Source organism: Bacillus sp. EB106-04-04-XG123 (assembly GCF_058791855.1).
Genome location: NZ_JBYTDZ010000002.1, coordinates 399,689 through 419,567, shown reverse-complemented (window position 1 = coordinate 419,567; position 19,879 = coordinate 399,689). Strand labels below are relative to the sequence as shown.

Below are 19,879 nucleotides of genomic sequence, written 5' to 3'. Positions count from 1 at the left end.
CTATTTTACCCGTTGGACGAAAGGTCATGTCTTTGCGCATAATAGGCAAACATCAATTGAAAGGTGTTTGGTGAAGTTGAATATGGACAAAGCAATGGAACTAATGCGGCAGCTGCATTCACGCCATTTGCTCACCGCCGAAACAAGGTGCCCACAGTACAAATTGGATTGGCTGGAGGAGAAGGGCTTAGTCAATCGAACACCTGCGATTGAGAGGAAAGCAAATGGTTTTACATGCTGCCGGTGCGGTGTATCACACAAGCGGTACTTTGCTCACTCTCCATGTGAAGTGTGTCAAAAGGATTGTGTGTACTGTAGGTCATGCATCATGATGGGAAAAGCAACTGAATGTGGGTTTCTTTATGAATGGACAGGTCCACAAAAAGTAGAAACATATCGAGCTGAATTAACATGGCAGGGAGAGCTGTCTAAAGGACAAAAAAGAGCGTCAGAAAAAATGATTGAAGCTATCAAAAGCAAATTTGATCTGCTTGTTTGGGCGGTTTGCGGGGCAGGGAAAACGGAGGTGCTTTTTCACGGAATCGAATATGCGTTAAATCAAGGAATGAGTGTCTGTATTGCGACCCCTAGAACAGATGTTGTGCTTGAACTCGAACCACGACTTAGAAAAGCATTTCAAGGGATGACAATAGCCGTACTTTATGGAGGCAGTTCTCAAAGGTTTCAGATTGCACCGCTTGTGATCGCCACAACCCATCAGCTGATGAGGTACAAAAATGCATTTGATGTGCTCATTGTAGATGAAGTCGATGCCTTTCCTTATTCAATGGATGAACGTCTCCAATTTGCTGTTCTAAAGGCGATGAGAAAGAACGGAGGGGTTAGGATTTATTTAAGTGCGACACCCTCTAAAAAAATGACGAGAGAGGTTTCTAGTGGAAAACTGGAAACGATAAAAATTCCTCTGCGTTTTCATAAACAACCATTACCCGTACCGACCTTTCATTGGATTGGGCATTGGAAAAAGAAATTAAAAAAGAATCAGCTGCCCCGTAAAGTGATGAATTGGATGCAGAGACATATTGCAAATAAAAGAAGAGTATTACTTTTTGTTCCTTCAATTGCTACCATGAAGAAGGTAACGAAGATTCTTCTAGAACACTCCTTAAACGTGGAGGGAGTATCTGCTGATGATCCAGATAGGAAACAAAAGGTTCAGCACTTTAGAGATTACGTATACGATGTACTAGTTACAACCACTATTCTAGAAAGAGGCGTAACCATTCCAAATGTTCAAGTGGGGGTATTAGGTTCGGAATCTACTATTTTTACAGAGAGTGCACTTGTTCAGATTTCTGGAAGAGTAGGCAGACACCCGGATTATTGTACAGGAGACGTTTTCCTTTTTCATTTTGGTTTAACGAGAAGTATGAAACAAGCAAAGAAGCATATCGTTAAAATGAATGATACGGCTGCAAATGAGTTTTCTGAAAAACAGTGTGGGTTCAACTAAATCATGGTACATTATATTCACAATACACAAATGGCAGGAGAGACAAAATATGCTACTCAATGCAAAAGAAATACTACTCAAGGAAATTCTCTATCAATATCTCAACCAATTAAACATGATTTGTCATTGTGAAAAGTGTATGGAAGATGTATTAGCAATTTCACTGAATCAAGTGAAACCACAATATATAACAGACATCGATAAAATATCTTACAGTAAATCTGAGATGGTGGATAAACAGAAGAATACTGCTATGCTAGTTATTCTGACAGAAGCAGCTTCCAAGGTCTCCGCATTTCCAAGGTGTGAAAATCGTCTGCTGCTGAACAAGAAAACCAATTGAATTGCCAAATTTGTGAGGGACATTTTGTGCCGGCTTTTACATGGAAATCATTCCTACTATTAAATGATGATCGTCTTTGTGTAGCATGTAAGAATGACTTAGTAAAGATTGAGCGTCCTATTTGTCCAACGTGTGGAAGGGCGCAGTCAAATGACCAAATGTGCCAAGACTGTGTTAGATGGAATGAACGCCCTGATTCTACTAAAGTTCTTGTGAAAAATAGGTCAGTTTATACTTACAATGAGTTGATGAAAGATGTCCTTGCCCGCTTTAAATTTCGGGGTGATACGGCTTTAGTTGAGCTGTTTAAACGAGATGTACAAGCAGCATTTAAACATTCCTTCAGCATAAAAGAACCATTACTGATTCCGATCCCTTTAAGTCATGAAAGACTAAAAGAAAGAGGATTTAATCAGTCCGTCATCATCGCTTCTTTGATAGGTAAGCCAATATTGCAGCCACTCGTGAAAATACATCAAAGTAAGCAGTCCAAAAAAAAGAAAAATGAACGCCTAGATCAAAAAGGATTGTTTCAAATAAAGCATACAGATGTGATTGTTCAAAGGGATATTATATTAGTTGATGATATCTATACAACGGGAGCAACCATTTATGATGCAGCAAGAATTTTAAAAGACGCAGGTGCCAAAAGTGTTTCTTCTTTTACGTTGATACGTAGTTAAAAATCATGATAATTAACCGATAATAAGAAAAGAAAATAACGTAAGGGGTTTTGGTTATGAATCAATTGGCAAACTGTCCACAATGTAATCAGCTATTTTTAAAAACCACCATCCAAACGGTTTGTAACAAATGCTATGAAGAAGAAGAACGTTCTTTTGATATCGTATATAAATTCTTAAGAAAACAAAGTAATAGACAATCAACCATCGCTGAAATAGTAGATGCAACTGAAGTTGATGAAGAATTAATCTTGAAATTTATTCGTTTGAAAAGACTGCAAATTAGTCAATTTCCGAATATTAATTATCCTTGTGAAAGATGTGGCAAAGCGATCAGGAAAAACAAGCTATGTAGCCAATGTGAACAGGATATTCATTCGCAAATCAGCCAAATGAACCAAGAAGAAGAGCGTAAAAGGGAGATTGAATCTAGGAAAAAAGACACCTATTATGCCATTAATCCTAAAAACGACTGATTCCCTAAACTAAGTTGCAGTTTGGTCGATAAAATGGATAGAATCAAGACAGACTGTAACGGAAAGCGAGAGGAATCCCGTGAAAATTAATCGATATGGAACACAACCAGTAAATCCTTACAAGAAAACATATGAGAAACAAACGTTGCAATCGAATCAAGCAAAATCAACTGATAAAGTCGAAATTTCTAAAAAGGCAATCGAAATGCAAAAGGTGCCGAATATTATGAGAGAACGTCAAGATAAAATTGACCAAATTAAAAAAAGCATTGAAGCCGGAACATATCAAGTAGATACAAAAGGCATTGCAGATAAAATGCTGAATTTTTATAAACAACAATAACAAAAGGGAGCAGCGTGAATGTCAGTTAAAATAATTATTGAAGAACTGCATCGTCTCTATGGATTGCATGAACAGCTATTAAAGTTGTCTAAGGATAAAACAGAAATGCTGAAAAGCAATGAGATTGATGCTCTTTCAGAGGTTCTGAATTTAGAGCAAAAGTATATTCAGGCCATTTCTCAATTAGAAGAAAAACGAATTGAAGCGACCGTTCAATTTTTACAAAGTGATCAATCACCAACCATCACTGCATGTATCGAAAAGGCTGAAGGTACAGATCAAGAAGAGCTCATTTCATTATATGAGAAACTAAATGACATCATGGTGGAACTAAAAGATGTAAATGAACTGAACAAGCAGCTTATTCAGCAGTCACTTCAATTTATTTCACTGACATTCGATCTCGTTAACCCCAATAAAGAAAATATGAATTACGGACAAAATGGTCTTGAGAGTTCAAAGCCTAAACAGCAAAGGGCTTTGTTTGATTCAAAGGCGTAAACAAGGAGGATACCAATGGGTTCTACATTCATGGGACTAGAAACGGCAAAAAGAGGAATCACAGCCCAGCGTGCAGGGCTTTATGTCACATCAAACAACGTCTCCAATGCAAATACGGAAGGCTACTCAAGACAAAGAGTGACCTTTAAAGCAGAAAATCCTTATCCAGTCCTTTCTGTTTATGATGGAAAGACGTATGGTCAAATGGGGACAGGTGTACAAGTTGGAACGGTTGAAAGAATTCGAGATAGCTTTTTAGATCTACAATATAGAGATCATAACAACAACTTGTCTTACTACTCAACGAAGTCAGATGCCCTTTCACAGATGGAAGGGGTTATGAATGATTTGACGGATGAAGGCTTGAACAGAGCTTTTGATAACCTATGGAAATCATTACAGGTCTTATCAGAAACAAAAAATGCTGATACAGCTTCTGCACGTACAGTTGTTAAAACAAGTGCACAGGCTCTAGTTGACCAATTCCGTCTGCTCAATTCTTCTTTAACAACGGTACAAAAGAATTTGAAAACGGAACTCGATTCAACAGCCAAAGATGTAAACACTCTATTATCTCAAATAGATGAAGTGAACAAACAGATTGCAGCAGTTGAGCCAAATGGATATCTTCCAAATGATCTTTATGATACACGTGATACTTTGGTAGATCAATTATCCTCACTTGTTGATATTAAGGTCAGCTACAATCCACCTGGCGGTAATGCACTTAAAATTGCTGAAGGAACTGTCAACATCGACATTATCGGTGCAAATGGACAATCTGCTGGAAACATTTTGAATGGTATTACAAATGAAAAGTCTGAACTGCAAATCTCTTACGATAATACTACGGGACTTGTTAACTCACTTCAATTCGGAACAACAACTATTGCAGCGGATCAATTACAAGTAAACGGTAAAGTAAAAGCACTTGTTGAGGCTTATGGCTACATGTCAAACGGTGCTGAAAAAGGCATGTATCCAGATATGCTTGCAGAACTGGATGAAGTAGCACAAGTATTCATGGATACATTTAACGATGTACATAAGCAGGGGTACACGTTAACTGGTGCAAGTGGACAAGACTTTTTTGATATCGAGAATAACAATGAGTTGAATAAAGGTTTGGCAGCTCGTATTAAAGTGAGCGATGTCATTTTAGCATCAACAGATAATATTGCAGCATCTCTCAATCAAACTCAAGGTGACGGTTCGAATGCTACGAAATTAGCTAATATACAAGACTTAAAATTACCAATCGGCGGAAATACAACGACCATTCAGGATTATTACCAAAATGTTATTGCTGAGATGGGGGTACAAGGGAAAAAGAACATGACGCTTGAAAGCAGTTCAGCTGCTCTTGTCAATTCAGCCAATGAACGTAGAATGTCGACTAGCGCTGTCTCCATCGATGAAGAAATGACGAATATGATCCAATTCCAGCATGCATATAATGCGGCTGCGAGAATTATGACATTACAAGATGAAGTACTGGATAAGGTAATAAACGGCATGGGTGTCGTAGGAAGGTAGGGATAACGGATGCGAGTCACACAAGGTATGATTTCTCAAAACTCACTTCGAAATATTAGTAAAAGTTACGAAAAACTTTCTAAAATTAATGAGCAGGCACAAACAGGAAGACGTTTCACGAATACGTCTGATGATCCTGTTGCAGCAGTAAAAAGCCTTCAATATAGTACTGCCTTGTTTCGAAATGAACAGTATAAAAATAACTTAAATGAAGCACAAAACTGGATTGATACATCTGAAACAAGTGTCACTGAAATTATTGATATTATGTCAAATATACGAGATAAAGTGCTTGATGCGGCAAACGGATCAAAGCAGCCAGAAGATTTAGCAGCTATCGGAGTGGAAATTGGTCAGATGAAGAATCAAATCATCGATGCAATGAACACTCAAATGCTAGGTAAGTTCGTATTTAATGGGACAAATACAAATGTTAAACCAGTTGTTGAGAATGCAGACGGAACGTATACATTTAACTTCGAAAATTATACAGATGCGAATGTTGTTCAAGCGAATATTTCTGATGGGATTACTTTAAATGTAAACTCAAATCCAATCTCAGCGTTTGGTGGACAGGCCAACGGTCAAAATGTCATTGAAATGCTGACTGATTTAGAAAATTCATTGAAAAATGGAACATTCGCGAATTCTGATGATGCATTAGGAAGTATCGATCAGTTTAAAGAAGTGATGAGTGCTGAGCGATCTGACCTAGGAGCGCGTTCGAATCGTGTTGACTTAGTAGGAAGTCGTTTAACTTCACAATACCAAGTATTGAAAAATGCTAAATCAGATAATGAAGATGTTGAAAGTGAAAAGGCAATTCTTGATCTTCTTCAACAAGAGACGGTGAATAGAGCTGCTTTAGCGACAACAGCTAAAGTCATTCAGCCATCCCTTGTTGATTTCTTAAGATAATAAAAAGCATCCGTAGGGTGCTTTTTTGCATCATGGAGGTGAATATATGCAAATCCCTAGATTGTTAATGCAGCAAACCTATGCAAAGCTTCAAATGTCGACAACTCCTTCTAGGCAAGAAGTAGAGCAGCCACGAGCGGACCTTGAGATTCAGCAGCCGCGAGCTGTCATGGATATCAAAAGGACACCATCGAAATTAACCATTGATCAAACCGAGGCATTTGCGGATATGGACATCAAGTCGATTTTTAGACGTTCTGAGGAATGGGCAGCTGAGGGGAAGCGTGCTGTTGGAGAAGGAATGGGCCGAAGAGCGGAAGAAGGAAGTGAACTTATCAAGATCGAGAATGGTGGAAATGCGATTGCTGAATTTGCCAAGATCAACGGCAGTCCTCCAGCAAAACAATTCACCATTGGTGTGATACCTTCATTCTTTAGTGTGAAAATTCACTATCAGCCTTCTGAGCTTCAAATTGATGTGGAGCCGCAAAAAGCTGTCATAGAGGCAACACCTCATAAACCAATCGTTAACTACCAGCCAGGTAAGGTCAATATTGATATGTTACAATACCCAGAATTAAAAATAGAAGTTGACGAAACGGGCCAAAATGGTGATAAGGTATAGTTAAGAAAAACGAAAAAGGTCGTGAATTATGATCATTCAAACAAAATACCATGGTGAAGTGACAATCAAAGAGGAGCAAATCATCAACTTCTCTAACGGGATACCAGGATTTCTGGATCAAAAACAGTTTGTCATTTTGCCTTTATCAGAAGAATCTCCGTTTTTAGTTCTTCAATCATTGAAAAACGCAGCATTAGGCTTTATCGTCAGCAGTCCGTTTTTATTCTTCAATCAATACGAATTTGATTTAGACGAAACGGTTGTAGACATTCTGGAAGTAGAAGATGCCAATGATGTGGAAGTAATGGTTATTTTAACAATGGAATCATCTATTGAAAAAACAACAGCTAATTTAAGAGCGCCTATTATTGTGAACCGGAAAAACATGAAAGCCAAGCAGGTGATTTTGCATGATTCAGCCTATCATACAAAACATTTGTTAGAGGTGGCATCCTCATGTTAGTGCTGTCTCGTAAATTAAACCAGTCAATTCAAATAGGCGATGATATTGAAGTCAAGATTATTTCAATCGAAGGCGATCAAGTGAAAGTCGGGATTGAGGCTCCTAAGCACATTGATATTCACAGGAAAGAAGTGTACCTGTCTATTCAAGAAGAGAACAATCGTGCTGCGAGCTTATCCTTAGATCTTCTCTCTCAATTATCCTCACAAAAAAAGTGAGGATTTTTTTATTGCATTCAGCTGTCCTTCTCCGTGTGAACGTGTTCCGATACAGATGTTCATGATCTATAGGAAACTTTAACAAATCGGTCCATCTATATTTAATTTGCAAATTCAAAGCCGATATAAAAGATAGATTAAAGCACAGGAGCTGAATAACTATGTCTGTTGGTAAGTTGACATCGCTAGAGCCAATTATCGATGCATTTCAAACCCGTGTTTCTAATAACCAGAATGACAATGTAAACTCTGACTCACAAGCAAATGGCAGGGCTGTTTCAAAAGAAGAAATTGAAAAAACGCTTCAAGGCGCAAACAAGCTGATTGAGCCTACTCAATTTCATCTTCAATTTGAATTACATGAAAAACTCAATGAATATTATGTCAAAGTCGTAGATAACCAAACAGAAGAAGTTATTAGAGAAATTCCTTCCAAGGAATGGCTTGATTTCTATGCGGCAATGACAGAAATTGTCGGTTTATTTGTAGATAAAAGAATGTAAATGAAGGGAGAACATAAACAATGGTCAATCGTATTACTGGATTTTCAAATGTGTTCGATATTGATGAAATCGTATCAAAGCTGATGAAAACGGAGCAGGCACCACTTGATACAATGACGCGCCAGAAACAAACACTTGAATGGCAAAGAGACAGCTATCGCGAGGTTAACTCGAAAATCAAAGAATTAGGTGATTTGATTAATAGCTTAAGCTTAGGGTATCCAAGTACATATGGCGCCAAAAAAGTGACAAGCTCAAATGAATCTGCCGTCACAGCAACTGGATCAACTAATGCGACCTCTGGCTCTATTCATGTCACTCAGCTAGCGACAGCTTCTGTCTTCAAGTCCTCTGGTACATCTGGATTTACACCTGCAAATGGCACATTTACGTTTGAAGTGACAACACCAGATTCAACAAAACCAAAAATGGTAACAATCAATACTTCTGATACCGATACAATCGATGACATCGTGAAAAAGCTGAACAGCTCGCAATTAGGTGTGACGGCTTACAAAGGCCAAATCTTTGATGGAACGAACTACGTGGATACCATTGCTCTTACTTCTAGGACAACGGGTGAAGGCGTCAGTATTAAAGCAGCTGATGGTAATTCGGCTTCATTCTTCACTCAATTAGGCTTTCAAGTAGATGGAGATAACAAATTAGTTGCGACCACTCAAGGACTGAAGGCGCAATACGAGATTAATGGCCTGAAAATGGAAAATAACAACAATACCTTTGTACAGGCTGGTATTACGTACGAGCTTAAAGGAACAACGGATAAGCCTGTCAGCTTAAACGTTTCAACAGATGTTGATGCAATCTTTGATAAGATTAAACAATTTGTTGATAAATACAATGAGCTTGTTGAGCAAATTAATGGTAAAGTCAATGAAAAAAGAAATAGAGACTATCATCCTTTAACAGCAGAAGAGAAAAAAGCAATGTCTGATAAAGAAGTGGAACTATGGGAAACGACCGCGAAGTCTGGCTTGCTGAGAAGTGATTCTATTTTACGATCTGGAGCTTCTAAAATAAGAAGTGATTTTTATGCTGATATTACGACTAGTGATGGGAATAAAATTCACCTCACACAAATTGGAATTACTACTTCAGATAAATATAAAGATGGAGGAAAGCTTGTAATTGATGACAATAAACTAAAAGAAGCCATTGAAGCAGATCCACAGAAGATCAGTCAAATGTTCATATCAGGTAGTTTAAATGTGGATTCAAAGGATAAAGAAAAAGCGCAGCAGCAATATAAAGAACAAGGAATCATTTATCGTATCCAAAATTCCTTATCTGCCTTCACGAAGAGCATTCAAAAAAAGGCGGGCAGCACAACAATGGAATCAAAGGAATATGGACTTGGTAAGGACCTTGATTCTTTGACAAAACGAATGAGTACATTCCAAGATCGTTTAAAAATGGTTGAAGCCCGTTACTACAAAAAGTTTAACGCCATGGATAGTGCAATTCAAAAGCTAAACAACCAATCTGGCTACCTTTCTCAACTGCTTGGACAATAATTGGAGGTTTATAACATATGGCAATACAGAACCCTTATGCCGCCTATCAGAAAAATTCTATTGAGACCGCAACACCTGCCGAGTTGACGCTTATGCTTTATGAAGGCTGCTTAAAGTTCATCAGAATAGCGAAGCATGCCATTCAAAAAGAGGATGCAGAAACGAGAAACTTGAACCTGAAAAAGGCTCAAAACATCATTCAAGAATTAAATGTCACCTTAAATCGTTCCTATGACGTATCAAAGAGTATGGCAAGTATGTATGATTACATTTATCGCAGACTGATAGAAGCCAATCTTCAAAATGACGAAGAGATATTGAATGAAGTAGAACAGTACGTAACTGATTTCCGTGATGCGTGGAAGGAAGTCATTCAAACCGATCGAAAAGGCCGCCACCACTCTATTGGGGGCTCTCTATGAGTATTGTAGACCAGCTGCATGATCAAACATTAAAAATGGCAGCCGAAATAGCGGGAAATCCGCAAAGTGAGACACTGGTTGAAGACTTCGATGCCTTTTTAATTGAGAGAGACGAATTAATGAGAGATATACAGCATGAATTGACGGATCAAGAAAAAGAGAAAATCCGTGAAATCATACAAACAGATCAACAGATGGCGAAGCAATTAACGGTTATCCAAAATGGGATAAAAGCAGATATTCAAGCCATTCAAAAAAAGAAAACAAAACAGCTGAATTATCAAAATCCATACCAGCCCATAACAAGTGACGGCGTATACTACGATAAACGGAAATAAATAGGTGAGACCTGTGGCGTATCGTTCAAATGACTATATTTTATTAACCACATATTATGAACTTCTATACACGATAGAAGAGAGTCTAAAATATTTAGATGAAATTGAGAAGGATTTTGACAAAACAGAAGGGGATCGGATCTTTAATGATCTGATCCATGCCTTCTTTCATTTAGACACAACACACCCCCTTCTGCTTTCAATTATTGAAAATGAACACTTTGCCAAAACGATTCGTTCGTTTGATCAAATATTTTTAAGTTTTGATATACTAGCTTTCTATACATTCCCTTCAAATAACTTCCAATCATTCCTGAAATCATATTTTATACCTGAATATAGAAAGTGGATGGATGAAATACATGCCTGTATGAGGCCGTATGTCATTCATTAATTTTTGTCCAATTCAGACCATTCGGAGGAAATTATGAGACTAAAAAATCAATTTTTATTTGGGCTTATTGTCATATGTGTATTGTTTGTCAGTATGTTAGGATTCTCAAGCTTTCTCTATTACAAAACAGATCAATCCTATAAAGCGTTATTAAGCAAGGAAGTGAAGCTTTATCAGACCTCGCTGGAATTAGAGGCGCTTCTGCAAAAGCAGGAAGCACAGATCAAAACATATGTTGTCGTCCAAGATGCTGAAAATTTGCAGAAAATTGAGCAAACATATGAAGATATTAATAAAAAAACAACAGAAGCTTCGAAATTAAGTACGGTCAAACAAGCAAAAAATCTATTAGATCAAATCTCAGAAAAAAATTATCTCTACTACACCTCAACGAATCGATTATTTAATTCATTAAATATGCAAAATCAAAAAGAATTCAACACCCGCCTCACTCAAGAATTACAACCTATCGAACAAGAAATACATACCTTTACAAAAGAATTCGCTCAAAACCAGTTAAAACAACGTGATCAAAAAATCAATCAGCTCAATCAAGATAGTAATCAATTATTGCTTACACTCATTTTGGTCAGTGCAGCGATTATTGTTGGCTTTCTGGTGATTGGTGTCAGATTCGTTCATCGCATGACAAAACCAATTGTTTCTGTCACAAATGCCGCAAGAAGGATGGCAGATGGTGACCTGACCCTTGACGAGATTGAAGTGACCTCTAAAAATGAGATTGGCCAGCTCGGCACAGCCTTTAATCAAATGACGGCTCATTTGCGTCAGCTTATTTTGCAGGTGCAAAGCGGATCAAGACAGCTTGCTGATTCTGCTGCCCAATTTGAGGAAACCATCAGTCAAACGATATCGGCTAGTGAGCAGACATCTAGCTCGATCGAACAGGTCAGTGAAGCTTCACGTGAACAATCAGATGCGGTCGGAAAAGTCGCCTCTGCCATTCAAGAAGTATCGACTGGCATGCAAAATGCAGCTGTACACACGTCCGATGTTTCGGGTCACTCAATTTCAGTGACTGAAAAGGCTGAAGAAGGTGCCGCTCTTATTCAACAATTTGTGAAACAAATGAGTTCTATTAAAGAATCTGTGAATGAACACCATTCTACAATGGCCAATGTACAAGCTCAGTTTACAGGCATTCAAGGTCTGTTAGGTCATATCCATGCCATTGCTGACCAGACGAATTTACTTGCTTTAAACGCAGCCATAGAAGCAGCAAGAGCTGGAGAACATGGAAGAGGTTTTGCAGTTGTAGCAGATGAAGTGAGGAAGCTGGCAGAAGAATCTAGTCAGCTGACAGATCAAATTAGTCAATTACTCGAGAACGTGAACAAAGATACAGAAAGGTCATCGCAATCGATGACGAAGGTTGAGCGGGATGTAGCAGAGGGTGTAAAAGTATCACAATTATCTGAACAGAGCTTCCATGAAATCTTGGAATCTATTCGTGATATTTCAATGAAGGCCGAAGAGCTGTCAGCCACTGCAGAACAAATTTCTGCTAGTACAGAGGAAATTTCTCAAACGATTGGTGTCATTGAAGAAGGTGCGAAACGAAACTCAGAAGAAACAGAATACATGTCTGCTGCTGTTGAAGAATCATTAGCGGCCAATGAAGAGATGAAAGCCGCTGCGGAGGATTTAAAATCCTTGTCTCAATCGCTGAAAACATCCATTTCATCTTTTACCATTTAATGTGCGCTGGTCTTTTTCAAGAATCAGCCGAATATATATTCATCACCTATCAAGCAACAGTTGAAGCACCGCAAAATTCGACAAATTTCAATAAATATTCACATTTTTTTTACGTTTGAGCAGGAGAAAAGGAGGGAAAAGTAGAAATAGGTTTACATATCCTTAATTTTAAAGGAGGCGTTCTTTACATGAATTACAATGTCAGAGGAGAAAACATCGACGTAACACCTGCACTAAGAGATCATGTCGAGAAAAAAATTGGAAAGCTGGAGCGTTATTTTGAGACAGATGTTGATGCTTCAGTCAACGTGAACTTGAAGTTTTACAACGATCAAGAATCTAAAGTTGAGGTTACCATTCCAATGACTGATCTAGCACTTCGAGCTGAGGTGCATAATGAGGATATGTACAATGCAGTAGACCTAGCAGCCAGTAAATTAGAACGTCAAATTAGAAAGCACAAAACAAAAGTAAACCGTAAATTCCGCGAGCAAGGTGCCAAAAAGCACTTATTTGCTGGAGGAAATGGTACGGCTGAAGTAGCAGTTCAAGATGACGAAGAGATTGATGAAACAGAAATCGTCAGACAAAAACGTTTCAACTTAAAGCCGATGGATAGCGAAGAGGCCATTCTCCAAATGAACATGTTAGGTCATAGTTTCTTCGTTTTCACAAATGCTGAGACAAATTTGACCAATGTGGTTTATCGCCGAAATGACGGTAAATATGGACTCATTGAGCCAAACGCTTAAATATCAGTTGATGCTGATTCAAAAACAATCTAAATAAAGTAAACCCGTTCCTTTCATAAGGGGCGGGTTTTTTGTGCGAAATTATGGCAAATTCTTTGGAAATGAAAGAAGGTATGGTATGATAAATGCAGGTAAATATGGACCTGTCAAACTTTTGGACATGCCGAAAAATTGCATGAAATAGAGGAGCGTTATTATATGCTTGGAATCTTAAACAAAGTGTTTGATCCTACGAAACGTACGATCAGCCGATATGAAAAAAAGGCAAATGAAATCGAAGCTCTCGCTCAAGATTTTGAAAAATTATCTGACGAGGCTTTACGAAATAAAACGATTGAATTTAAAGAAAAACTTGAAAAAGGACAATCCGTGGATGACCTGTTGGTTGAAGCATTTGCTACAGTTCGCGAGGCTTCCCGCCGCGTAACAGGAATGTTCCCATTTAAGGTGCAGCTCATGGGGGGGATCGCACTTCACGAAGGCAATATCGCTGAAATGAAAACAGGTGAAGGTAAAACATTGACATCCACAATGCCTGTTTACTTAAATGCTCTTTCTGGAAAAGGCGTCCACATCGTGACAGTCAACGAATATTTGGCAAGCCGTGATGCGCAGGAAATGGGCAAAATTTTTGAGTTCCTTGGTTTAACGGTCGGCTTAAACTTAAACAGCTTAGACAAAGATGAAAAAAGAGAAGCGTACGCCGCTGATATCACGTATTCAACAAACAATGAACTCGGCTTTGACTATTTACGAGATAACATGGTGCTCTACAAAGAGCAGATGGTTCAGAGACCACTTCATTATGCTGTGATCGATGAGGTTGACTCCATTTTAATTGATGAAGCGAGAACACCTCTTATTATTTCTGGACAAGCTGCGAAATCAACAAAGCTTTACGTACAAGCCAATGCATTTGTCCGCACATTAAAAATTGAAGATGATTTCACGTATGATATTAAAACAAAAAGTGTGCAGCTGACTGAAAGCGGAATGACGAAGGCGGAAAAAGCATTCGGCATCGAGAACCTGTTTGATGTCAAACATGTCGCGCTGAACCATCACATCGCTCAGGCACTGAAAGCACATGTTGCGATGCAAAAAGACGTGGATTATGTGGTAGAAGAAGGCCAAGTAGTCATCGTTGACTCCTTCACAGGACGTTTAATGAAAGGACGCCGTTATAGTGAAGGACTGCATCAAGCCATCGAAGCAAAAGAAGGTCTTGAAGTGCAGAACGAAAGCATGACACTAGCAACAATTACGTTCCAGAACTACTTCCGTATGTATGAAAAGTTATCTGGTATGACTGGTACAGCAAAAACGGAAGAAGAAGAATTCCGTAACATTTACAACATGCAGGTTGTGTCAATCCCGACCAATCAACCAGTAGTTCGTGATGACCGACCTGATTTAATTTACCGCACAATGGATGGTAAATTTAAAGCAGTGGCTGAGGATGTTGCGCAGCGCTATATGACAGGACAGCCAGTTCTTGTCGGAACAGTAGCAGTTGAGACATCTGAGCTTATTTCTAAGCTGCTTAAAAATAAAGGCATTCCTCATCAAGTGTTAAACGCGAAAAACCATGAGCGTGAAGCACAAATTATTGAAGAGGCTGGTCAAAAAGGTGCTGTGACCATTGCGACAAACATGGCAGGACGTGGTACAGACATCAAGCTTGGCGAAGGTGTAAAAGAACTTGGAGGTCTGGCTGTTATCGGGACAGAGCGTCATGAATCCCGCCGGATTGATAACCAGCTTCGCGGACGTTCTGGACGTCAAGGAGACCCAGGGATTACCCAATTCTATCTATCCATGGAAGATGAATTGATGCGCCGATTTGGTGCAGAGCGAACGATGGCAATGCTTGACCGCTTTGGCATGGATGACTCTACACCAATCCAAAGTAAAATGGTGTCTAAAGCCGTTGAATCATCGCAAAAACGTGTAGAGGGGAACAACTTTGATTCCCGTAAGCAGCTTCTGCAATATGACGATGTGCTTCGTCAACAGCGTGAAGTGATCTACAAACAGCGTTTTGAAGTCATCGATTCCGACAACTTAAAATCAATTGTCATCAATATGATCCAATCTTCAATTGAGCGTGCTGTCGGATCTTATACGCCAAAAGAAGAGCTGCCTGAAGAATGGAAACTAGATGGTCTTGTTGAATTAATCAACACGAACTATTTAGACGAAGGTGCCATTACGGTCAAAGATATCTTCGGTAAAGAAGCAGATGAAATCACAGACTTCATCATGGATCGTATTAAAGAAAAATACGATGCAAAAGAAGAAACATTTGGCGAAGAACAAATGCGTGAATTTGAAAAAGTCATCGTTCTTCGTGCGGTGGATTCGAAGTGGATGGACCATATCGATGCAATGGATCAGCTGCGTCAAGGTATTCATTTACGTGCGTATGCACAAACGAATCCGCTTCGTGAATACCAAATGGAAGGATTTGCGATGTTTGAGCATATGGTTGCTTCAATTGAAGATGATGTGGCCAAGTATGTCTTGAAATCAGAAATCCAAAACAACCTAGAACGCGAAGAAGTGGTTCAAGGTCAAACAACGGCTCATCAGCCGCAAGAGGGCGATGAGGAGAAGACAGTGAAGAAAAAGCCGGTACGTAAAGTCGTAGACATTGGACGAAACTCTCCATGTCACTGCGGAAGCGGCAAGAAATATAAAAATTGTCATGGGAAGACAGAATAAGTAATGGAAAGAGGTGAAAACCTCTTTCTATTCATGTCAGCCCCCATACATCTATGAGGTGAAGGATATGGAATTAGTAGAAATTAGACAAGAGCTTGAAAATATGGCTAGCAGGCTAGCTGATTTTAGGGGGTCTCTTTGACTTAGAAACAAAAGAAGCCAAGATCGCAGAGCTTGAAGCGACGATGTCAGAGGCTGATTTTTGGAATGATCAGCAAAAGGCTCAAGGTGTTATCAATGAAGCCAATGCACTGAAGGATTCTGTGAATTCCTATCATGAGCTCAGTGAATCACATGAAGAGCTGCAAATGACGCATGACTTATTAAAGGAAGATTATGATGAGGAGCTTCATGCAGAGCTTGAAAAAGAGCTGAAGAACTTAACGAAGCAATTTAACGAATTTGAGCTGCAGCTTCTCTTAAGCGAACCTTATGATAAAAACAATGCCATTCTTGAGCTTCACCCAGGTGCGGGCGGTACCGAATCACAGGATTGGGGTTCTATGCTTCTGAGAATGTACACTCGCTGGGCAGAGCGCAGAGGCTTTAAGGTCGAAACGCTTGATTACCTTCCAGGTGATGAGGCAGGAATTAAGTCGGTGACATTGCTGATCAAAGGGCATAATGCGTACGGTTACTTAAAAGCTGAAAAAGGTGTTCATCGTTTGGTTCGTATTTCTCCTTTTGATTCATCTGGTCGCAGACATACATCCTTCGTTTCATGTGATGTTATGCCGGAATTCAATGAAGAAATTGATATTGATATTCGCACAGAGGATATTAAGGTGGATACGTATCGTGCAAGTGGAGCAGGTGGGCAGCACGTTAATACAACGGACTCTGCCGTTCGTATCACACACATTCCAACCAATGTCGTCGTGACGTGCCAAACAGAAAGATCACAAATCAAAAACAGAGAACGTGCGATGAAAATGTTGAAATCGAAACTTTATCAAAAACGGATCGAAGAACAGCAGGCAGAATTGGATGAAATCAGAGGAGAGCAGAAAGAAATTGGCTGGGGAAGCCAGATTCGCTCTTATGTATTCCACCCTTATTCTCTTGTGAAAGACCATCGAACCAATACGGAGATGGGAAATGTTCAAGCGGTGATGGATGGAGATTTAGATTCATTTATCGATGCATACCTACGTTCGAAATTATCATAAAAACTCGGCTTCTTGCCGGGTTTTTTTAATTGTGAGAAAATATAATGAATATAAAGGAATACATACGACATACTGATTCTATATCCTTTGTATGATGAAATTAGCAAATAAAGGGGGAAATATTTTTGGGATTAACACCATTGCAAGAAAAGTGGGATTTAGATGCCTTTTTTAAAGGAGGCAGTTCTTCACCAGAATTTAAGACATACCTGCAAACTATTCAGCAGCTATTAGATGAATTACGACAAAAGGTGGATGCCTTTTCAAAAGAAGATACACACATTGAAAGCAAATTAACGTCTGTCCTTAACACGTATGAAACTACATATAAAAAATTGTCTCAAGCAGGTTCATATGTATCCTGCCTCCAAGCTCAAAATACGAAGGATATGAAAGCAGGCAGCCTTCGAGGTACGATTGCCAAGCTAGAAGCGGATTTAGGAACCATCCTTGCACTGTTTGATCAAGCGCTTGCTGCTATTCCTGCAAACAAGTGGGAAGAACTGATGAATTCAGCAGCCTTTTCAGATGTCCGCTACATATTAAATGAGCGAAGAGACCGTGTGAAGGATCAATTACCTGTTGAACAAGAAACACTGATCCAAAAGCTGTCTGTAGATGGGTACCATGCGTGGGATGAGCTTTATTCCAGCTTAGTGAATAAAATTACCATTCCGTTTGAACAGCATGGTGAAACGCAGATGATCTCTGTAGGCCAAGCGGAAAATGCAATGGATGATTCAGATCGTGAAGTCAGAAAGGCTGTTTACCACAACCTAGAGCATGCATGGACACAGGATGAACATTTATTTGCTAGTACGCTCAACCACCTTGCTGGTTTTCGTTTGCAAGTGTATGAAGCAAGAGGCTGGGATCACATTTTAAAAGAGCCGCTTGAAATTTGCCGTATGAAACAAGAAACCCTTGATACAATGTGGTCTGTGATTGATGAACATAAGCAGCCATTCATTGATTATTTACACCGAAAAGCTGAGATGCTTGGAGTGGATAAGCTGAGCTGGTTTGATGTTGGGGCTCCTATCGGCAGTGAGACCAAAATCTATCCTTATCAAGAAGCAGCTGCTTTTATTGTGAAACACTTTGCTGGATTTGGAGAAGAGCTCGCTGCTTTTACAGAAAAAGCCTTTAACGAACGCTGGGTAGAAGCTGAGGACCGTCCAAACAAAAGGGTAGGCGGCTTTTGTACAAATTTCCCTGACAGCGGAGAATCACGCATTTTTATGACCTTCTCAGGAAGTCCATCCAATGTGGCGACACTAGCGCATGAGCTTGGTCATTCGTTCCATCAGGACGTGATGCAGGATGTTCGCATTCTGAATCGCAAATACGCAATGAATGTAGCTGAAACAGCGTCCACCTTCGCAGAAATGATTGTAGCTGATGCTTCATTAAAAGAAGCGTCAAATGAAGAGGAGCGTCTTAGCTTGTTAGAGGATAAGCTGCAGCGCAGTGTAGCATTCTTCATGAACATTCAATCTCGTTTCTTATTTGAACAGCGATTTTATGAAGAGCGTAAACAAGGAGAAGTGCCGGCTGACCGATTGAATGAACTGATGGTCGAAGCGCAGAAGGAAGCGTTTGGTGACTCATTAGATGAATACCATCCTCATTTCTGGGCGTCTAAGCTGCATTTCCATATCACGAATGTTCCATTTTATAATTTCCCATACACCTTTGGATACATGTTCTCGTTAGGAATTTATGCAAAAGCATTGCAGGCTGGTACATCGTTTGAAGAGAAATACATTGCATTATTAAAAGATACTGCTTCAATGACAGTGGAAGATTTAGCTAAAAAGCATCTAGGCGTTGACCTTACCCAAAAAGCATTTTGGGAAGAAGCCATTCGTTTGGCTGTAGCAGATGCTGAAGAATTTTTAGAAGTGACGAAAAAATAAAAATGAAAAGCTCCCGTTATGGGAGCTTTTTTGCTGGCTTCAGCCAATCCAGCATTGTCTGAATGAGATCATTTTGCTGAGACAGGGCTGGAATGTCCGCCGGCTGATCTCCTTTTTGTTTGCCATACATGCCAAATTGCGCATGATTCCCGCCTTTTATTTCATGATAAACGGTTTGAGACGGCAGATTTGCTTTCGATTTCTTGATTTTCTCTTGTGTTGCCAGCCCATCCTTTTCACCTGAAATAGAGAGGACTTTTAGTGACGATTGTTTCAGGTCATCTGATGCTGGATAAGATGCTAGGAAAAAGAGTCCATCTAGCTTGCTCTGATTTTTTTCTGCAAACATAGCGGCAGCTGCTCCGCCAAGTGAATGCCCGCCAATATACCAGTGTTTGATCGTTTGATGATCTTTGATGATGTCCTGCGCTTTGTTTGGATTGAAGATCGCAAAGGAAAATGGCATGTCAGGGATAAAGACAGAGTAGCCTTTTTTCATCAGCGTATCCCCAATATAGGCATACGCAAGTGGTTCCACCTTTGCCCCAGGATAGAGAATGATGCCAGTATCACTTTTTGATGCTTCAAAAGTATAAACATCGTTTTTATGTTCCACTTGCTCCATGTTCACCTGTTTTTTTAATGCTTCTGATGGTCCGTATGTAAATCGGCTCCATGTATAGAAAGCACCAAAAGCTAAGATGATCAGTGCAAGTAATGTCATACCTGATATCTTCAGTATTTTCTTCATCGCATGCCCCTTCTTTCTCATGTACATATTAAATATACCATCATTTACTCCTATGCCAACCGGCAAGTACGCT

The 19,879-nt window shown here is 39.4% G+C and carries 22 protein-coding genes; 21 read left to right on the top strand and 1 reads right to left on the bottom strand.

Translation table 11 applies throughout. The features are described 5' to 3' along the window. Nucleotides 1-76: 76 nt before the first annotated feature. From AC3WTB_RS07580 to AC3WTB_RS07480, 21 genes are all read left to right on the top strand, one after another. On the top strand, nucleotides 77-1,474 hold the full coding sequence (locus AC3WTB_RS07580; RefSeq protein WP_492333546.1) for an ATP-dependent helicase ComFA: 1,398 nt from the start codon (nucleotides 77-79) through the stop codon (nucleotides 1,472-1,474). Nucleotides 1,475-1,523: 49 nt separating this feature from the next. After that, nucleotides 1,524-1,817 carry a late competence protein ComFB gene (gene comFB, locus AC3WTB_RS07575; protein ID WP_058837538.1) on the top strand — a complete coding sequence of 98 codons (294 nt, stop codon included), beginning with the start codon at nucleotides 1,524-1,526 and terminating at the stop codon, nucleotides 1,815-1,817. Between the two features lie 26 nt (nucleotides 1,818-1,843). Continuing rightward, nucleotides 1,844-2,500: a ComF family protein gene (locus AC3WTB_RS07570; RefSeq protein WP_231746861.1), complete on the top strand. Its 657-nt coding sequence runs from the start codon at nucleotides 1,844-1,846 to the stop codon at nucleotides 2,498-2,500. Nucleotides 2,501-2,556: 56 nt separating this feature from the next. Then, nucleotides 2,557-2,976, top strand: a complete 420-nt coding sequence (locus tag AC3WTB_RS07565) for a TIGR03826 family flagellar region protein (RefSeq protein WP_039181808.1) — start codon at nucleotides 2,557-2,559, stop codon at nucleotides 2,974-2,976. Nucleotides 2,977-3,055: 79 nt separating this feature from the next. Next, a complete protein-coding gene (gene flgM, locus AC3WTB_RS07560; protein WP_024423620.1) occupies nucleotides 3,056-3,319 on the top strand; it encodes a flagellar biosynthesis anti-sigma factor FlgM in 264 nt (87 codons plus the stop codon). Nucleotides 3,320-3,337: 18 nt separating this feature from the next. Beyond that, nucleotides 3,338-3,820 (top strand): flagellar protein FlgN, encoded by a 483-nt coding sequence (locus tag AC3WTB_RS07555; protein ID WP_024423619.1) that lies wholly within the window; start codon nucleotides 3,338-3,340, stop codon nucleotides 3,818-3,820. Between the two features lie 15 nt (nucleotides 3,821-3,835). After that, entirely contained in the window at nucleotides 3,836-5,356 is a 1,521-nt protein-coding gene (gene flgK / locus AC3WTB_RS07550) for a flagellar hook-associated protein FlgK (protein WP_041088045.1), read from the top strand. A gap of 9 nt (nucleotides 5,357-5,365) precedes the next feature. Continuing rightward, the gene (flgL, locus tag AC3WTB_RS07545; protein ID WP_492333545.1) at nucleotides 5,366-6,274 is read left to right on the top strand and encodes a flagellar hook-associated protein FlgL; all 909 of its coding nucleotides are present in this window, start codon (nucleotides 5,366-5,368) and stop codon (nucleotides 6,272-6,274) included. Between the two features lie 46 nt (nucleotides 6,275-6,320). Next, a complete protein-coding gene (locus tag AC3WTB_RS07540) occupies nucleotides 6,321-6,899 on the top strand; it encodes a DUF6470 family protein (protein WP_048237554.1) in 579 nt (192 codons plus the stop codon). Between the two features lie 28 nt (nucleotides 6,900-6,927). Continuing rightward, entirely contained in the window at nucleotides 6,928-7,362 is a 435-nt protein-coding gene (fliW, locus tag AC3WTB_RS07535) for a flagellar assembly protein FliW (protein WP_041088051.1), read from the top strand. Beyond that, entirely contained in the window at nucleotides 7,356-7,580 is a 225-nt protein-coding gene (csrA, locus tag AC3WTB_RS07530; RefSeq protein WP_008360181.1) for a carbon storage regulator CsrA, read from the top strand. Before fliW ends, csrA begins: the two co-directional genes overlap by 7 nt. Before the next feature lie 161 nt (nucleotides 7,581-7,741). Continuing rightward, entirely contained in the window at nucleotides 7,742-8,083 is a 342-nt protein-coding gene (flaG, locus tag AC3WTB_RS07525; protein ID WP_039181788.1) for a flagellar protein FlaG, read from the top strand. 20 nt (nucleotides 8,084-8,103) lie between these two features. Then, the gene (locus AC3WTB_RS07520) at nucleotides 8,104-9,618 is read left to right on the top strand and encodes a flagellar hook-associated protein 2 (RefSeq protein WP_492333544.1); all 1,515 of its coding nucleotides are present in this window, start codon (nucleotides 8,104-8,106) and stop codon (nucleotides 9,616-9,618) included. Between the two features lie 17 nt (nucleotides 9,619-9,635). Continuing rightward, nucleotides 9,636-10,040, top strand: coding sequence for a flagellar export chaperone FliS (gene fliS / locus AC3WTB_RS07515; protein WP_039181781.1), 405 nt, complete (start codon nucleotides 9,636-9,638; stop codon nucleotides 10,038-10,040). Further along, nucleotides 10,037-10,378, top strand: a complete 342-nt coding sequence (gene fliT, locus AC3WTB_RS07510; protein WP_369879979.1) for a flagella biosynthesis regulatory protein FliT — start codon at nucleotides 10,037-10,039, stop codon at nucleotides 10,376-10,378. The genes fliS and fliT overlap by 4 nt, the downstream gene beginning before the upstream one ends. 13 nt (nucleotides 10,379-10,391) lie before the next feature. After that, on the top strand, nucleotides 10,392-10,772 hold the full coding sequence (locus tag AC3WTB_RS07505; protein WP_099663650.1) for a DUF8042 domain-containing protein: 381 nt from the start codon (nucleotides 10,392-10,394) through the stop codon (nucleotides 10,770-10,772). Between the two features lie 33 nt (nucleotides 10,773-10,805). Beyond that, on the top strand, nucleotides 10,806-12,491 hold the full coding sequence (locus AC3WTB_RS07500; protein WP_492333543.1) for a methyl-accepting chemotaxis protein: 1,686 nt from the start codon (nucleotides 10,806-10,808) through the stop codon (nucleotides 12,489-12,491). A 188-nt stretch (nucleotides 12,492-12,679) separates the two neighbouring features. Next, nucleotides 12,680-13,243, top strand: coding sequence for a ribosome hibernation-promoting factor, HPF/YfiA family (gene hpf / locus AC3WTB_RS07495; protein WP_024423608.1), 564 nt, complete (start codon nucleotides 12,680-12,682; stop codon nucleotides 13,241-13,243). Nucleotides 13,244-13,441: 198 nt separating this feature from the next. After that, entirely contained in the window at nucleotides 13,442-15,967 is a 2,526-nt protein-coding gene (gene secA, locus AC3WTB_RS07490) for a preprotein translocase subunit SecA (protein ID WP_106025568.1), read from the top strand. Between the two features lie 67 nt (nucleotides 15,968-16,034). Next, nucleotides 16,035-17,136, top strand: a protein-coding gene (prfB, locus tag AC3WTB_RS07485) for a peptide chain release factor 2 (RefSeq protein ID WP_098677688.1) whose coding sequence is annotated in 2 segments (ribosomal slippage) — nucleotides 16,035-16,106 and nucleotides 16,108-17,136 — 1,101 coding nt in all. Because the reading frame shifts where the segments join, the coding sequence is not laid out codon by codon here. A gap of 125 nt (nucleotides 17,137-17,261) precedes the next feature. Then, nucleotides 17,262-19,055 carry a M3 family oligoendopeptidase gene (locus tag AC3WTB_RS07480; protein WP_492333542.1) on the top strand — a complete coding sequence of 598 codons (1,794 nt, stop codon included), beginning with the start codon at nucleotides 17,262-17,264 and terminating at the stop codon, nucleotides 19,053-19,055. 16 nt (nucleotides 19,056-19,071) lie between these two features. Here the strand turns inward: AC3WTB_RS07480 and AC3WTB_RS07475 are convergent, their stop codons facing one another. Continuing rightward, nucleotides 19,072-19,806, bottom strand: a complete 735-nt coding sequence (locus tag AC3WTB_RS07475; RefSeq protein WP_260774916.1) for an alpha/beta hydrolase — start codon at nucleotides 19,804-19,806, stop codon at nucleotides 19,072-19,074. Nucleotides 19,807-19,879: the final 73 nt, after the last annotated feature.

Excerpts from the sequence above, each read along its gene's own strand:
- comFB (WP_058837538.1), top strand. The coding sequence starts at position 1,524 with ATGCTACTCAATGCAAAAGAAATACTACTCAAGGAAATTCTCTATCAA.
- AC3WTB_RS07565 (WP_039181808.1), top strand. The coding sequence starts at position 2,557 with ATGAATCAATTGGCAAACTGTCCACAATGTAATCAGCTATTTTTAAAA.
- AC3WTB_RS07555 (WP_024423619.1), top strand. The coding sequence starts at position 3,338 with ATGTCAGTTAAAATAATTATTGAAGAACTGCATCGTCTCTATGGATTG.
- flgK (WP_041088045.1), top strand. The coding sequence starts at position 3,836 with ATGGGTTCTACATTCATGGGACTAGAAACGGCAAAAAGAGGAATCACA.
- flgL (WP_492333545.1), top strand. The coding sequence starts at position 5,366 with ATGCGAGTCACACAAGGTATGATTTCTCAAAACTCACTTCGAAATATT.
- AC3WTB_RS07540 (WP_048237554.1), top strand. The coding sequence starts at position 6,321 with ATGCAAATCCCTAGATTGTTAATGCAGCAAACCTATGCAAAGCTTCAA.
- fliW (WP_041088051.1), top strand. The coding sequence starts at position 6,928 with ATGATCATTCAAACAAAATACCATGGTGAAGTGACAATCAAAGAGGAG.
- csrA (WP_008360181.1), top strand. The coding sequence starts at position 7,356 with ATGTTAGTGCTGTCTCGTAAATTAAACCAGTCAATTCAAATAGGCGAT.
- flaG (WP_039181788.1), top strand. The coding sequence starts at position 7,742 with ATGTCTGTTGGTAAGTTGACATCGCTAGAGCCAATTATCGATGCATTT.
- AC3WTB_RS07520 (WP_492333544.1), top strand. The coding sequence starts at position 8,104 with ATGGTCAATCGTATTACTGGATTTTCAAATGTGTTCGATATTGATGAA.
- fliS (WP_039181781.1), top strand. The coding sequence starts at position 9,636 with ATGGCAATACAGAACCCTTATGCCGCCTATCAGAAAAATTCTATTGAG.
- fliT (WP_369879979.1), top strand. The coding sequence starts at position 10,037 with ATGAGTATTGTAGACCAGCTGCATGATCAAACATTAAAAATGGCAGCC.
- AC3WTB_RS07500 (WP_492333543.1), top strand. The coding sequence starts at position 10,806 with ATGAGACTAAAAAATCAATTTTTATTTGGGCTTATTGTCATATGTGTA.
- hpf (WP_024423608.1), top strand. The coding sequence starts at position 12,680 with ATGAATTACAATGTCAGAGGAGAAAACATCGACGTAACACCTGCACTA.
- secA (WP_106025568.1), top strand. The coding sequence starts at position 13,442 with ATGCTTGGAATCTTAAACAAAGTGTTTGATCCTACGAAACGTACGATC.
- AC3WTB_RS07475 (WP_260774916.1), bottom strand. The coding sequence starts at position 19,806 with ATGAAGAAAATACTGAAGATATCAGGTATGACATTACTTGCACTGATC.